Origin of the sequence: Paenibacillus helianthi (assembly GCF_001909055.1) — a bacterium.
Classification (GTDB): Bacteria; Bacillota; Bacilli; order Paenibacillales; family Paenibacillaceae; genus Paenibacillus_AQ; species Paenibacillus_AQ helianthi.
Window position 1 is genome coordinate 1 of sequence record NZ_LVWI01000014.1, and the last position, 15,019, is coordinate 15,019.

A 15,019-nucleotide genomic window follows, 5' to 3' on the forward strand; every position below is an offset into this window, starting at 1 on the left:
TTTGAACGTCTGGATCAATGGACGCGAATGAGGGTGCGAGCCTTTATGCGCAAAAAGAGATCTACGGTGTCAAACCGGCTGATACCAAACAAAGTACTGGAATCAGCCGGAATGGTATTTCTAACAAGCTTACTCACCACACGTTCCTAATTCAGGAGTGAAATAAGCAATCCGGCGACGGATGAAGGAAACTCACTCCTGAAGATGGGGAACTGACGAAGGAAAGCCGTGTGCGGGAAATCCGCATGCACGGTTTGACGGGGAGTCCGAGGGAGTAATCCCTCGTCTTACCCTACTATCTCTGAAGAGGAGGAAAAGGGTTGAGCTTTTGCAGTGGTCTGAGGAAAGGCTGATGACACCCATGATTTATTCTAACTAAGGCATATCTGTGTTTTGGCCTAATCTATTTGAGCAGGGAAAATCCGAATTAGGGAGGTTACTATGGTCACTGGCCTTTATGCTGAAATTCACCGGGTACTTCGTACAGATTCACAGCTTTTAGAGTTAATGAACCTTGATCCGGCAGATGTATTAAGGGTAGAGCAGCGGATTCAAAAGCGATCGCAGCCCTTAGATCTTATCAAAGGCAACCTGCCTTTAATTAGCTTTTATGCGAGCCGGAAGGGCAAAATTAGCCGAGAGAATGATCTGGTTTATCATTCGTTCATCAAATTCAATACTTACACTGCTAATAATGTGGATTTGGCTTTGAAGATCTCAAAACGGATTGTTGAATTATTTCGGAATGTCATAAGTCCGTTTGAGAATGTGGAGAACTTTGAAACAACGCTGTATAAGGAGCATGAAACGCCAATTCTTATGTCTGATGTATATTGTTTCACTACGGTACTTCACTTTTCTCTATCTTTGGACGGGGAATGTTAGGGATTATTGCAGCCCGCCTACTCTATGCAGGAAGAATAAATAAGAGCTTCGGGCTTGCTGATCAGCTCACAGATTAGACAAGCTTGATGTATCCATTAAAGGAGTGAATTTTCGAATGGCTAAAAAGATGATTATTAAGGGTGTTGGACAATTTCTTGCAAAGAAATATGCAGCCGATGGTAAAGGTGTTGAGGTGGTATCGCTGGGTACGCTTCAAAATCTGAAAATTGACCTTAACGTAGAGCTTGAAGATGTGTTCGGTTCTGATGGCCTATTCGCGATTGATAATCTTGTGAAGTCTAAATCGATTGAAATTACAGCTACAGACGCAAAATTCGACTTGGCTCAGCTATCCCTAATGATGGGATCTACAGTTAAAGAAGATGTAAATGGTTCTCTCTGGGTACTCAATGAACAGCATGAACTGATTAAAGGAGAGCTTGACCGCAGTGCTGCTTCCGGACCGGATGTTGCTCTAGCAGAAGTCACATTCGGCAGCACCCTTTATGGCGATGGCAATTTCACTGTGAAGCTGAAGGATGCCAACTCACTCCTTGAGAAAGTGGCGTACAGCTCAACCGTTGCGCCAACAGACAAACAGTTCATGGTGACTTCCGATGCAGGAAAAACCTATGTGATTCTGAATATATCTCATACCAATAAGGATGTTGTACTGAGCTACCAGCGTACAGAGATCATTGATGTGGTAGATATTCTGGTTGACGAGGTTCCGTTCCCGGTTCATATCATTCATCATGGATCATTTTTGCAAAAAGATGGTACGTTTCAAGGTATTGAAACAGAGTTGTACCAATGCCGGGCAAAAGGTACGTTCTCTATCGACGCTGCCCGGGCTACTGCATCTACTTCTCAGATCACCCTGCAGGTGCTTGATCCGGAACGTGCGGACCGCAAGCTGGGAAGTATCAAACGTTATTCGGCAGCCTCGAACGTGTAACTTCTGAAGCTTGCTGCGGATGAACGAGGCCCGGGTCCCTACCCGGGCCTTTGTTTTTTTCAATAAAACAACACAAAAGGAGTGGGATTATGAGCAAGTCTGTCCAGGAACTACTGCATGCGAAAGAGATGAATGAGGCTGCACTAAGACGGATTCAAGCAGAGAGCACAGAAGAGGAATTACCAGAAGACAAGGAAGTTCGTTTATCAGAACGTGTGTGGTTTGAAGAGGATGAAGAGATTATGTTGCGTAATGGAGAACTTTACCGAATTCCACCAATGACTTTTGGGGATACGAGAGAGTTCATGCAGTACCTGAAAACGGTCAATGTAGGCGAAATCATTCTTAACTTTGCACCGGGCCAGGAAGCCAAGGAAAAAACACTTCATGATATTTTGGGGCTGGCTTTTCAAATCTATCCGGAAATTGCTTACCGCGATAAAGCGGGGAAACTGGTAGTGGATCATTCATTTATTGACCGTAATGTTGATCTTCGTACGGCTAAGCGTATTCTGGATGTCATGATGGATCTCAATGGACTAAAAAAGTAGAACGGGCTGAGGGAGAAGAGCCGACAGGGGTAGAAGTCCGCGACACAGAGACAGGAGGGCCTGTCACATGGAGCGAGGTTTTTTTCTATCTTCATAAGCATTGTAACCTCGATAAGTGGGCAATCAGGAGATACACTTACCCGCAGATTCAGGAACTCCTGAAGCAGGTGCACAAATATATTCGTTTTGAGGTAGAGGTTGTAACCGCGCCTCTTCGGGCAATGTTTGGGGGAGGCGGCGGAGAAGAGGAGCAACCCGAAGGTTATAACGATGAAGACTACCGTGAAATTGATGAAGACGGGGTTATGGCGCTGGCACGTATGTTTGGCGGAGGGTAAAAGTGAAGTCCTGCCTATTCTACTTAGGGTGGGCTTTTTTTTATTTGATAAGGGGAGGGATGAACTATGGCATCTGATCATAATCAGGAGCAAAGTAATTCGTTAGAAGCGGAAATTCTGCTCAAAATGGATTCTCTTGCAAGGCAAACTGCCTCATTTGCTGAGCAGGTGGATGCACTCATTGCTTCTTTGGGCGATATCTCGAAGGAAGCGGGAGCAGTAGATATCGTCGGCCGCAGACTGGAAGCAATAGTTGATAGGATAAAGGGGATGAGTAGTAGCATAGACAGTGTTGAGACTGCACCAGATGACTCCCCGGCTGTTTTTCTGGCCCGGAAGATGGAAGCTCTGCAACAAACCCTCACAGATAAGGTCAGAACGCTGCTGGATATTCAATTTACCGAGCTTGCCAAAGCATTGAACGAGCTGAAAGCTGTGCCGGTGAGCTTCGGTAACGATGCTGCTGGCATTCAGCTTGGCGGGTACCCTCAGTACGGGCGGGATTCCTTGGGACCACAGCGGAAACCTGAATATATGAGCGGTGAGCTGAACACTGCCGTGAAGATTCTGGCGGACCAAAGCCAAAAATTAATGTCCTCTGTTATGAATGCTATGCAAAATATCCTGGGGGATTCGTATGACAATGGTGCATCTCTGTTGCTCTCTATGGGGTATGAAGCCAATAAATCGTTTGAATATCAAATGGCACAGGCAGCTTCAAACTTTAAGATGAAGGATGGGGGGGTTCCAAATTCGCCAGAGAAGCCGGTTCAAAATATGGCACTTGCCTATGGACTGCCTGTGGAAGATGCCGCTGCGGCCTACCGGTATGCGTCTACGGCTGCAACCGATCCGCTTGAAGCACAGCAGATTGCAGCTCAGGCTGCCAAACTGAAAAATATTGGGGGCATGGATACCCAGCAGTCCGCAAGTGGTCTTGCTTCTATTGCTGCCAAGTGGGGACTTAACGCAGCAGGTGTTGAAGATGCCGCCAATATGATGGTTGCGGGTTCAAAATTAGCTTTTACCCAAATAAGTGATCTGCTCGAAATGCAAAAATCTGCAAATATCGCCCCTGCATTTATTGGATCTGATGAGGATAAGCGGCAGACGATGGCCCAATCTATTGCTGTGTCTTCCATGTACCCCTCAATCCTAAGCAGGACAGGAGATCCAGGGGAGGCGTTCTTTATGAATATGCTAGCCCCACTGGATAATCCTGCCTCCAAGAAATTTGAAGAGATGTCTCAGCGGACGGGGTTTAAGACTCTCGATCCCTGGAATGGAAGCCAAGATGTGAATGTGGAAAGGGGGAAGCCGCAAAAATCTGGAATGGACATGCTGTTTGCGATTACGGATGTCATGGATAGGCTCGATACGAATGACCAGGATTATGTTCAACAGACCTATGCCAGCAATTTAGGGAATGACTCCGGTGCAGTTACGGCCCTATTAGAGGACATGGCCCGGGTCAATACAGCCCCAAGTGTCCAGGCAGAGGGTGGTGCTGCAAAGTTTGCAGAGAAATTGCAGGACAAGCAATGGACTGCGGATCAATCCAATCAGATGCTTGCAGAGAGTATGCTGACCTATGAATTCCAGGAACAGAAGCTGAAGACGATGTGGGAGGTTTCGACACAAGGGATATTCGATCATCTGAAGGAAGAGTTCCAAACCGTAAGCTCGAGGGTTATTGCCTTTTTAGATGTGATCCGCAGCCATGTCGGACATTCTTCTGAGGAGAATATAAGTCTCGGGAAGGGTGGGCAGGGTTTAGCTGCTCAGCAGGCTCCGAAGGCAGATCTGCAAAATCACATTACGGCTGTACAAAAACGGCTCGATCTCGTAAACAGTAAGCGCAGCGTTCTGAGTGTCGGCCATTTGAATGACAAGCTTGGCACCCAGCGTGAGGAGTATGAACAGCTCAAACTGCAGCGTGCTGAGATCGAAAGCAGTGGTAAATATGGTTCTGAAGAGCATGTAGATGTTAACCGCCGGATGAACAAGAAGCAATGGGATGTCGATCAGACCCGGCGGAGTCTCGTGTGGGCTCAATCGGTTGATCCAAGGCTGGACTTAGAAGCACAGCATTTGGAACGCACACTGACAATGCTTATTCGCCAGATGAAAGAGATGGATCGTCAGGCCGACTTCGTAAACACCCGGATGGAACTGCTGGACACCGCCATGAGGGTTGACAGGCAGGATGGAGATTTGCTGGTTAACAGCATAGCAAGGATATCCGGGGGATTTATCAGCGGGACCATGAATGCCCGGAAATTTGAAGAAGAGCTGAGGCGGGTTAGTTCCAGTGCAGGCCATTCAGATCAACGTATCAAGCAATTCATTAATGACATGGTACAGCTTAATAAAGAGTTCCAAGATACAGGTGATATTCAAAATTATATAGACGCTTTAGCCCGGTTAGATCGTGCGGCTAGACTGCAAAATTCAGGGACTGCCCCTAAGCAGGCGACTGAAACTGAAAGCAAGCCAGCCTCCGAAGGCAAGGACAGGGATAAGGACAAGGACAAGGACAAGGACAAGGACAAGGACAAGGACAAGGACAAGGACAAGGACAAGGACAAGGATGAGGATAAAAAATCCGCCTATGATGTAGCCAAGGAAGTCCAGGAATTTTTCAACGATGATTGGTATGAGGATAAGGATGAGGAAGATAACGGTGGCAGAAGAAGCGGCTCTGGCGGCTCGGATGAGGAAGATAGCGGTGGCAGAAGAAGCGGTTCTGGCAGCTCGGATGAGGATCATAGCGGTGGTAGACGAAGTGGCCCGAGTGGCTCAAATAGAGGTAGAAGGGGAAGCAGAAGAAGCGGCTCCGGCGGGGGCAGAAGGGGAATTGCAGGAAAGCTGGCAGGCTTGACCAGAGGAGCCGGGAAACTATTCTCTAAAGCCGGGAAATTTGGAAAGCTTGCTTCAACGGTGGGTAAGGGACTGAAGATCGGGCTAAAGAAGGTTCCATTGATTTCGGCAGTTGAAACCGCAATGGACTTTTATAGTGATGTTGTCGCTCCGCTCAGCATGACTAAAGAAGAAAGAGCAAAGCAAGATGCGAGCGGACGGGTTGATCTGCAGAAGAAGGCCCAGGCAATCGGCGACGGTAATTTTTTGACGAAAGCTTTTGGTATTGGTGAAATGATTCTGGATGGCGGTATTCGAGGTGGGATTAATCAAATTTTCGGTGGCACCGGGGTTAAATGGACGGAATATGCGGACGCTCTAAAAATTTCGTTTAGCGGGAAAAAAGGCAAAGATCTTACTAAAGCGCTGGAGCAAAAGTTTAAAGGGAATGCAGACTCTGAGAAAGTAACCAAAAAGGTTGAGGAAAAACCAAAGAAGTCGGATGATCCGCTTGATTCGAATGTAGATAGTAAGAAAGGCGATATAGATTATTCTGACCGGAATCAGGCTGTCCGATATGAGGACGCACAATCGATGATGTCCAGAACGATGAGTCTCCAGCAAAACGAAACCGCTAAAATTCAGGCAACCCATGATGAAAGCTATGCCAAGCTTGTCATGTCCGGCGTTCGCGAGGATTCCGCTGAGATGCGGGCCCTCTTCGAAACTTACTTTAAAAAGAATATTGAAATGCTGGACGGTATCCTAAATGGAACGAAAAATGCGGACGGGAAAATCATTGACGAGGGTCTAATCGCCAAACGCGACCGGCAGCCAGCGGGGTCAGATTCTTATAACGAAATAGACGCCCAGATTGCTAATATACAGGGACAAATCTCTTCACTGAAACTCCAGGACTATCAGATGAGCGCTGATAGTGAGTTCAATGACATCATGGGGCAGCTAAATCATGACTTGAAGATTTCAAATGCGGACTGGAGCATGAAGAGAAGTGATGCTATTCTTTCAGGCGCCAGAGAAGACTCAAATGGTGTCAAACAGATTCAGAACGCGATGTCTCAGGATATTAACTCGCGGATTGGTATCACACTAGGCGATTTGCATACCCTGCTTGATAAAAATAAGGATAACGAAACTCAGCGTAATAAAATACTGGAGCAAATTAAGGAGCTGGAGGTTCAGCAGAAGAATAATCTGGTAGACATTAAAAATAGCTTGCTGCAAGGGAAATCCACTTTCAATCTTCCGGATGGTGTACAGGCCATGAGTTATTACGAAATGAAGGTGAGTGAGGGGACAGCCAAGCAGGTATCCTTTGGTTCTGGAGATGTAAATGTCACCATTCAGGCGAATGTCAACGGCCAGCAGGATTGGACGGCTGTAGGCAATCAGGTGGCAGGCATCGTTAAGAATGCCAACGTCAATGTCTCTCGCGAGCTCTCTCAGCAGGTAAAGACAGGGATGCAATACAATCATAGATAGGGGGAGAGGCAATGCCTGCTCAGTATCCTTTTGGAACAGCAAATGATCGCTATAAGAAACGGTTATTTGTAGAATCAGGACTGAATTTCACAGAAGTAGACGCTAAGATCGTAGAACCCTATGCCCCGCCAAGTCCACAATTATCGCTTAAAGAGATCAAGATCATAAATGCTCCGAGCCATTTTCACCAGATGGGCATTTCTAGCTACAAGGTTCAACTGAGCCTGCTCTTCAAAGATAAAGAGGCTTACAATAATTATCTTACCTACTGCGGCTGGACCCACAAGTTTTATGATGAACGCGGAGTTCTGTATTTGGGATCGCTGGAAAGCATCAACCCCTCGCCAGTATGGCTTAATAATGGTTTGGACAGCAATCAAGACCGCAACAGGGGATATAAGTGCGTGATTGAGCTAGTGCTGATCAAGAAGGATGGCTATGACAAGAAGCACCGTTTTGAATATCAGGATACTGAGGGCCACTGGGCCGAAACGGATATAGAAGAAATGGCTGACGCGGGGCTGGTTACGGTGGTACAAGCAGACGGTACTCCGGTTCTCTACTTCAGGCCGAACGGCTATATTACCCGGGCAGAATTTGTTTCCTTTTTAAACCGGACCCGGCGGTTTGTCGAACGGATGTTGAGAGAGTAGCCTGCAGGCTATTCTCTTTTCCGTTCTATACTATAAATGAGGTGAGCTGAGATGACGACTTGGGTAGATGTTACCCCAAATGATTGGTTCTACAACGAGGTTATGGAAGCGTCCGGGATTGATCTGGAAGATGGGAATCCTATGATTTCCGGAATTGAGTATGGGATGTTTATGGCTGATGCCCCTTATTTGTACGAAGAACAGAGTGGTTCAGAGGGAAAAAAGCAATTTACGCTCTCGAAGAAAATCGTCCCCACTCCGGCAAATCCACTATTTGTATATGTAGATGGTGTGCAGACCGTATATAAGAAGGTAAGCAATCCTTCGGCAACATCGACTCTGATTGAATTCTATAGTGCCCCGCGCAAAGGGTCTATCGTGTCATTTGTCAGCCAGGGGAAAGTTCTTACAGACCGTTTTGGCCGTCCGCAGGACCCGACAAGCTGGTCAGGATTCGGGCATCCGAAGCATGTGCTGGATAATGGGGATGATTACGTCTGGGATCCGTTCAACAGAAGCTATCAGGAATATTGTTATGCGTTCGGCCGACCCTTGAAGCGAATTGTAATTGACGAAGAGCTGTGGGGAGTAAGTGTACCCAGCGCGCTTGTCGCTAAATATCTTGGGAACAAAACGGATTCCTATATGGTATCCCCCGCCCCCAATGCCTGTATCTATCTCCCCTATAATCTAAATGGTGTGACCTGCAAATTTAACTATATTGTTTTTAAAGACGGGTACTACCAGCTGAAGGGCGGAGAGTTCAAGGCGACAGCCGGAATGACTTGGCGTAATGACCGTTTTTTCCCCAACGCATACATCACCCGGGGAGAGGCCTTCACCTTAATCGATAGAGTGCGCAAGACGCTGTATAGCCGATTTAGTGATATTGATGCCCCAACCGCCAAGCTGGATCAATATATGTATGCCGAGGAGGGGCAGCGGCGCTTCCGGTTGAATGGCACGTACCCGGCAGGTCAGGGTCTGCTGAAGGTCAAACGTAATGGTGTACTGCTCACTAAAGATGTGAACTATCAAGAGACGGACAACCATACCATTACTTTTGTGAACCCGCAGCCAGCAGGCACTACTTTATATTTTTACTACGAAAAAAAGGTATCTACTAGATTTCTGGATGTGGGTACACTTACCGCACTATATAACAATGAAACTAAAGAGACGATCACCGTAGATGGACGGGTACCGGATGGGTCCTGGTGGGCGGAGCCGGTGCTTTCTATGGAAGGTGAAACCTTTCAGGATGGCCGGTATTTAATTGAAGGCTATGAGCTCTCCCGGTTTATGAATGGAAACCCTGTAGTGGATAACATGTACACACCGATGGATGCGGTTGCCGAAGGACAGAAGAAGCCCTACTTTCTGCCATCCACACTCTTAAACCGGGCCCAGGCTGTAACATTTCTTAACCGGTTCAGAAAATGGTGTATTGAACATTTTAAATGAGTAAGGGGGATAAGGATGCAGTATGTGACCGAAGAAATGCAAAAGCTTCTGGCTGATCGTTTAAAGCTCGGAGAATATGCGAAACCCGTGTGCCGGGTTGAAGTAGACCGCATGGCCTTTATTCCTGGACGAACAGAAGAGATTTCCTTTGTGACCGGAGAGGCGTCAAAAGAAGTGAGTCTTCAGCAGACATTCATTGAAGAGGGGTCAGCGGGACAAACGCTAGTGAACTATCAGGCTATCGTGCCGCCAGTTCCATCCCGGGGGTCTTTCTCCCCGGACGACATCACCAGTAAATTCGGCATGAGAAATGGGAAAATGCATACCGGTATTGATATAGGCGCATCCGTGGGAGAGACGGTTGTCGCAGTATGGTCTGGACGTGTGTCAGCAACGAGTCATAACAAACCCTATACCGGATATGGCTATTATATTGATGTGCAGCATGACAATGGCGTAATGACCCGGTACGCCCACCTTAGTCAGATCCTTGTCCAGGTAGGCAGCGTAGTCCAGCAGGGCGATACGATTGCGCTTACCGGGAATACGGGACATGTGATGTCTGGAGGAAAGGATGTTCAGGGGAATTATGACGACCCCAGCTCTGACCGGTCGAAAGGCAAGGGGGCTCATCTCCATTTTGAAATCAGAGTAAATAATGATCCTAAGAATCCGCAGCCGTACCTGGAAGGCACCTCCAAAATGTTCACTTCTTCGACGAATACAGGTGGAGGTCTTACCAACGGAGCAACGATTAAAGGAACCGTAGGGGCGCAGGTGTTCAATCAGCAATTTAAGGATAAACAATGGATTAATGTCCTGGGGATCAAAAATATAAGCCCCGATGCGGTTAACCTAAGTTCTATACAGTATATGCAAAGGCCAAGTTATGACAGTTACTTGGTTTACGACTTTGTAGCCAAGAAGGTGAATGCACCGCGTTCATGCTCGTTCGACATCGAGTTTGAATCGGCGAAGGATTGCCTTCTAAAAGTCGGGTATTTCAGCAATGTGACGGAAGGTCTGGAGCTCAATATTTATTTCAATACACAGCTGCAGGTGAAGGTTAAGAGATTCGATGCCGGGAGTTCTATAGAATCTGTTGAAGATGTCCCCTTTCCTGCCGGAACATACACCATCAAGGTCGAGGTTCTATGGTATGGCGGGGTCAGCTGCAAGCTGGGCCTGAATGATATAAGGATTAATGAAGTGAATGGCGGGGTGAACACGGATAAGCTGTCCGCTGCGGATCCTGCGCAGAAAAACGGATACTATGAGACCGCTGAAATCGAGTCTATTGTATTCAATGAAGTGAAGAAAGAGAACTCCTTGCAGGTGGGCCAGTTCGTGTATATGGATACGCTGGTTCTGGACAATATTATTTCGGTTGATATAGATGATCAGCTTGAGATGGAGTCGCATGAAGCCCGAATTGTCATTTCGAACCCCGATGGATACTATTCCCCCGACTATAACCCTTTCTATTTCCCTGAAATGTATCAGGAGTCCCCTTGGAGCTACTATATTAATGGTTATCATGTAGGCGTTCTTTCCGAGAATACGCCAGTGCGTATTTATTACGGGTATGGTCAGAATTTTATTCGTGTCTTTACAGGGCTTATTGACAAAGTGGATGGCGTGGCAGAAGACCATCAACTGACCATTACATGCAGGGATATGTATAAAAAAGTACTGAATCATGTGCTGCTGGAGGATAAAGCCTATCCCAAGGTGAGTGTGCTGGACACTAAAAGAACGGAAACGAAAGTAACGGACGCAGGCAGTGTGACCGACGGATACAGTGGTTCCCGCTTTGAAGAAATTGTAGCGAGGGCTAAGTACAATGCCAAACACCCCAACTTCAAGGGAACTGCTGTAGATTACCTCTTCTTGCTGGCTATTGCAAAGCATGAAACGAATATGGGTACGACAGGAGCGGGCCGGGAGTCCAGTGGAGGCTATATCCTGGGATATGGTGTGCCCAGTGGCTCAGCCAAACAACCGGAATATGCGGGGATTAACAAGCAACTGTATTTTGGAGCCAAACGCTACGCAGAGGCGTTAAAAAGCCGGAGCTGGCGGATCAACTCGCTCGAAGACGTGAAATACTTCTGGCGGGGAGGAGACAAGGGAAGTTATCAATGGTCTAAAGACACGAACTGGCCAAATCCGGTATGGAATATCTATCAGAGTTATGTGGCGGACCCTTCACCCTTTGCTGATGTACCGGCATATCCGCAGACTACGTCTTCCACAACTGCAGCAACAGGTACGGGACCAGATGATCTAAAGGCCGCATGGCTGAAATCCGCAGTCGTGACAGATCTGATTGTTTCTGCTGGAATGACCGGCTGGCGTCAAGCTCCAAACGATATCCACTATCCTGACTATGTGATTGAGGAATCGTATTTCATCAGTACTAGCCAAGCTTCTGGTAAAGTTATTCGTGCTGTCCCGAATAAGGAAGGCGAGTTTGAAGAGGTGGACATTAATGCTGTCTTGACACCGAATGGCTGGCTTAACCCTTATATAGAGGAGTATGGCAAGGAGTTCGAGGCCTTCGAGAGTAAAGCTGGGGATGCCATTTCGGAAATTACCAAGGATACCAACTACCGTTCTTACTGTGACCGTTACGGGACATATCGCCTGGAAATGATTAATATGAACAAACCCATCGCCGGGCAGTTTACTGAATATGACAACCTGGTCTCGCTGGAGAAGTCTACCGACTGGAGCCGGGGCCGCAGCCATCTTGCTGTGTTTGATGATGAAGGGAAATATATGCACTTTGTAGACACGGAGATCCTGCTGGAACTCAAGGGCGAGGTCCGGACTGCGGTCCTTAATGTTCCGTATGCCAAAAGTGAGGCGGAGAAGCGTAAGATTGCCGAAAGATTTTTCTTTGACAATAAGTGTATATGCCGCACCCTCCAAATCTCTGTTCCGGGAAATCCTGCGCTGGAAGTAATGGATAGAGTATACATCTCCGACCGCAATACAACGACAAGAAGTGTCTACACTATTAAAGGGATCAGGTCATCGTTCTCCGTCGAGAATGGTTATTTGCAAATCATCGACCTCACCTGGTCGAGCGGAGAGGGGGCTATTCTCTAATGGCCGGTGTAGCCAATGACTATTTAATTTACCCCATTATGGATCTGATTAAGGCGGAGACAAAGAAGGCTGCTACGAATACAACGGCTGCCGATCCATTTGCAGGCACTCCTTCTGTCCTGCTGCTCAGAGAACATCCTCTTGATGCAGAGAAGGTTACCGGGGCTCACATGCTCTATGAATCAGGGTATGTTACTGATATTTATATGACGTTTGGGTGCGGTGATGATATGGCCGGGGTTCCTGTTAACGTGGACTCGGAGCATGCAGACTGGGAATACTACACGGTCTGGCGGCTGGGAGCAGTGAACGTGGTCCGCAAGAATCCGGCGGGGGCAACGCTAGAGAATTTAATTATCGGTCTAAACTATGATGAGGAAAGCGGACACTTAAAAGGGACAACCTTAACGCGTATATAGGAGGGGGTGAAGCAGAATGTCTTTTCAAATCACACACCCGGCAGGAGGCACGATTGATAAAGTCCGCGAGCTGCCTTATCCGCACTTTAGTAAATTCACCCGGCCCTTTGTACGCGGGAGAATGATTGATGTGACGGGTGTGGCGAAGATCTATGAGGATACGTACAGTCTTCCTTATGCAACAGAGTTTCTGTCCGTGGCCTTTGCGGCTAGCGAATATTGCATCGGAGATTTCTGGGAGCTAACTGTCAACGGAGATAAGATATGCGAGACGGTTTATACCAAGGAACTGCCGGAAAGTGTATCCATGGGCAACTCCTTCGGGATCGTCTATCCACTCCCGGACAACGCCGAGATCAAGTTCGAGTACCACAATCTCAGCGGCTCCGCGAAGCAAGTATGGTACAACGTGAAGTTTTTGCGTAAATAAGGAGGGGTGTGTAAGATGCCAAGTAATAGAGTTGCTTGGGTTGAGGGAGAAGCTCAGGCCAAAGATATTATCTTCGCCTTAGCAGATGAGATTGTTGGAGCGAAATTGCCATTCAACGTGAACAATCGCTGGGAAAAGGTGCTGGAGTCCAAGTCTACGAAGTGGGTGACCTACAAGAAGAACTCCAGAGACGGAGTGGCTGGAGTATATAGACATACAAACGGAAAACAATATCCGGTCATTAAACTAAAAAACAACCTTGGCTTAACCATAACCAACTCAGGGACCCCCGTTCAACTGGTAGATGACAATGGATTTGTATACGAGACTGTTCAAAACAGCACAGCAAACGTAAAGACAGGAAGAAAGTTTCAAGTAAACACTTTTACGGTGGATGGGAATACTATTCTTGTGCCTAATGCACTTGCAGTATTAGTGGATGACCCTGAAAACAAAATTCATGAGAAGCAGGCGTGGATTGTCACGCAAAAAAAGCTGCCCTTATTGGGAGGCGATCCTGTATCTGATTCCGAGTGGAATGAGTTTCAGCTTGTTTGTAAAATGCCGGATGATTGGACCTATCTCCTGAAAAATGGAACAGTCAATGTGTATTACAGTTCATATACAAACAGCTCAAACACTTACTGGGCAAACACAACAATGGGCGCGGGGGCTCCGTACACCTTTACTGAAACCTTCTACACAGCAGATGTCACAAATACTGCCGATGATGTGGTGGTACTAAAATCAGTACCGGATGTTCCTGCTGGCGTATCCCCTGCGACCTTCTATATCATGCTGCAAGCTCCAGTGGGCCAGTATAATTACTTCAACGTATCTCAAGGCGAGGGGTTTAGTGGGGTGCCTGCGGGTGGTGAGTCTGAATCAACCTATATCAAGGCTTGCGACATAAGTACAGTGAAAGTGGGCGGCACTCCCACAATAATTAATCAAAAGGAAGCGGAGAAGCAGTATTTGCTTCAGACAGACCCGATGAATAAGTCCAGGTTTCAGCCTCCTACGGTGTCCTGGGTAATGGACGGGAATATTCCAGTAGTCAGCCCTCCGGCTCACTTCTTCTATGGTGCGGATTCAACGGTTACCTGGCTTGCCAACAAAAAGAGGCGTGCTGACTACTGGGTCGGTTACTGGCTGTCTATTAATAATAATAGAGTGTCCTTTGTGTTGGAAGGGGACCCCGCCCCTGATATGGATGCTTATTACCGGACTTTTGGTTATCTTGGCAAGATCACCCCCTTCGCAGATTACGATCATACAGGCAATTTCGGCATTACCGTAGGTATGGGCCAACTGACAGCAGACCGAACAGGCTTCCTCCCCGAGAATATCAAACCCGATAAAAATACGATCTACGCAGGATATGGACGGTATACCTCCAATGGCATGACCTCTGTTTCAATGCTCCGCACGCGATCCAGTGTCTTATTCCAGGCTTACTATCCCGCATTTATTACGCAACTTCCGAACTATAGCGGTGTTGGTACTATTCCACCAGAACTGTCTACTCTAATTATAGAGAAGAGCGGCTTCCAAGCTTCAGCTTGGACGGACAGATATCACGCCAGCCCCATCTATCTGGTTCATCAGTACGAAGGGTACCGGGGTTATCTCGAAGGTGTAGTAGCTATCAACGATCATAATCTGATTAATATGGATGAGCTTGTTGTAGATACCGAGGAGTGGAAGGACCCGGAAGATCATTCTAAAGGGACATGGACTGAAGTCTACAAGTTCTTTAGCGTGAAGTCCGATGTGAATTTCCTTAAGTCCTCTGCGAATCCTGACGAGTGTTCTGTAGCCCTTTTAAAAGAAATCAGATAGGAA

General features: G+C 47.2%; 11 protein-coding genes. All 11 read left to right on the forward strand.

Annotated features, from left to right (window positions below; all coding sequences use genetic code 11):
* The first annotated feature begins 441 nt into the window (after window positions 1–441).
* The 11 genes from A3844_RS06100 (at window position 442) to A3844_RS06155 (ending at window position 15,016) form a co-directional block, all read left to right on the forward strand.
* Window positions 442–885, forward strand: coding sequence for a hypothetical protein (locus A3844_RS06100; protein ID WP_074106913.1), 444 nt, complete (start codon window positions 442–444; stop codon window positions 883–885).
* Between the two features lie 115 nt (window positions 886–1,000).
* A complete protein-coding gene (locus A3844_RS06105) occupies window positions 1,001–1,843 on the forward strand; it encodes a major tail protein (RefSeq protein WP_074106914.1) in 843 nt (280 codons plus the stop codon).
* A gap of 89 nt (window positions 1,844–1,932) precedes the next feature.
* A complete protein-coding gene (locus tag A3844_RS06110) occupies window positions 1,933–2,394 on the forward strand; it encodes a hypothetical protein (protein WP_074083690.1) in 462 nt (153 codons plus the stop codon).
* 167 nt (window positions 2,395–2,561) lie between these two features.
* Window positions 2,562–2,732 carry a hypothetical protein gene (locus A3844_RS32705; protein WP_167374639.1) on the forward strand — a complete coding sequence of 57 codons (171 nt, stop codon included), beginning with the start codon at window positions 2,562–2,564 and terminating at the stop codon, window positions 2,730–2,732.
* 66 nt (window positions 2,733–2,798) lie between these two features.
* On the forward strand, window positions 2,799–7,094 hold the full coding sequence (locus A3844_RS32710) for a hypothetical protein (RefSeq protein ID WP_167374640.1): 4,296 nt from the start codon (window positions 2,799–2,801) through the stop codon (window positions 7,092–7,094).
* A gap of 11 nt (window positions 7,095–7,105) precedes the next feature.
* Window positions 7,106–7,747 carry an S-layer homology domain-containing protein gene (locus A3844_RS06130; RefSeq protein ID WP_074083692.1) on the forward strand — a complete coding sequence of 214 codons (642 nt, stop codon included), beginning with the start codon at window positions 7,106–7,108 and terminating at the stop codon, window positions 7,745–7,747.
* A gap of 51 nt (window positions 7,748–7,798) precedes the next feature.
* Entirely contained in the window at window positions 7,799–9,211 is a 1,413-nt protein-coding gene (locus A3844_RS06135) for a hypothetical protein (RefSeq protein ID WP_074106917.1), read from the forward strand.
* A 15-nt stretch (window positions 9,212–9,226) separates the two neighbouring features.
* On the forward strand, window positions 9,227–12,325 hold the full coding sequence (locus tag A3844_RS06140; protein WP_074106918.1) for a M23 family metallopeptidase: 3,099 nt from the start codon (window positions 9,227–9,229) through the stop codon (window positions 12,323–12,325).
* Complete coding sequence (locus A3844_RS06145) at window positions 12,325–12,744, forward strand: hypothetical protein (RefSeq protein ID WP_074083695.1); 420 nt, start codon at window positions 12,325–12,327, stop codon at window positions 12,742–12,744. The genes A3844_RS06140 and A3844_RS06145 overlap by 1 nt, the downstream gene beginning before the upstream one ends.
* Window positions 12,745–12,760: 16 nt before the next feature.
* Entirely contained in the window at window positions 12,761–13,174 is a 414-nt protein-coding gene (locus A3844_RS06150) for a hypothetical protein (protein WP_074083696.1), read from the forward strand.
* 15 nt (window positions 13,175–13,189) lie between these two features.
* Window positions 13,190–15,016 carry a hypothetical protein gene (locus tag A3844_RS06155; protein WP_074106919.1) on the forward strand — a complete coding sequence of 609 codons (1,827 nt, stop codon included), beginning with the start codon at window positions 13,190–13,192 and terminating at the stop codon, window positions 15,014–15,016.
* Window positions 15,017–15,019 lie beyond the last annotated feature (3 nt).

Bases quoted from the DNA above. Each gene is read 5' to 3' on its own strand.
- A3844_RS06100 (WP_074106913.1), top strand. From the start codon at position 442: ATGGTCACTGGCCTTTATGCTGAAATTCACCGGGTACTTCGTACAGAT.
- A3844_RS06105 (WP_074106914.1), top strand. From the start codon at position 1,001: ATGGCTAAAAAGATGATTATTAAGGGTGTTGGACAATTTCTTGCAAAG.
- A3844_RS06110 (WP_074083690.1), top strand. From the start codon at position 1,933: ATGAGCAAGTCTGTCCAGGAACTACTGCATGCGAAAGAGATGAATGAG.
- A3844_RS32710 (WP_167374640.1), top strand. From the start codon at position 2,799: ATGGCATCTGATCATAATCAGGAGCAAAGTAATTCGTTAGAAGCGGAA.
- A3844_RS06130 (WP_074083692.1), top strand. From the start codon at position 7,106: ATGCCTGCTCAGTATCCTTTTGGAACAGCAAATGATCGCTATAAGAAA.
- A3844_RS06135 (WP_074106917.1), top strand. From the start codon at position 7,799: ATGACGACTTGGGTAGATGTTACCCCAAATGATTGGTTCTACAACGAG.
- A3844_RS06140 (WP_074106918.1), top strand. From the start codon at position 9,227: ATGCAGTATGTGACCGAAGAAATGCAAAAGCTTCTGGCTGATCGTTTA.
- A3844_RS06145 (WP_074083695.1), top strand. From the start codon at position 12,325: ATGGCCGGTGTAGCCAATGACTATTTAATTTACCCCATTATGGATCTG.
- A3844_RS06150 (WP_074083696.1), top strand. From the start codon at position 12,761: ATGTCTTTTCAAATCACACACCCGGCAGGAGGCACGATTGATAAAGTC.
- A3844_RS06155 (WP_074106919.1), top strand. From the start codon at position 13,190: ATGCCAAGTAATAGAGTTGCTTGGGTTGAGGGAGAAGCTCAGGCCAAA.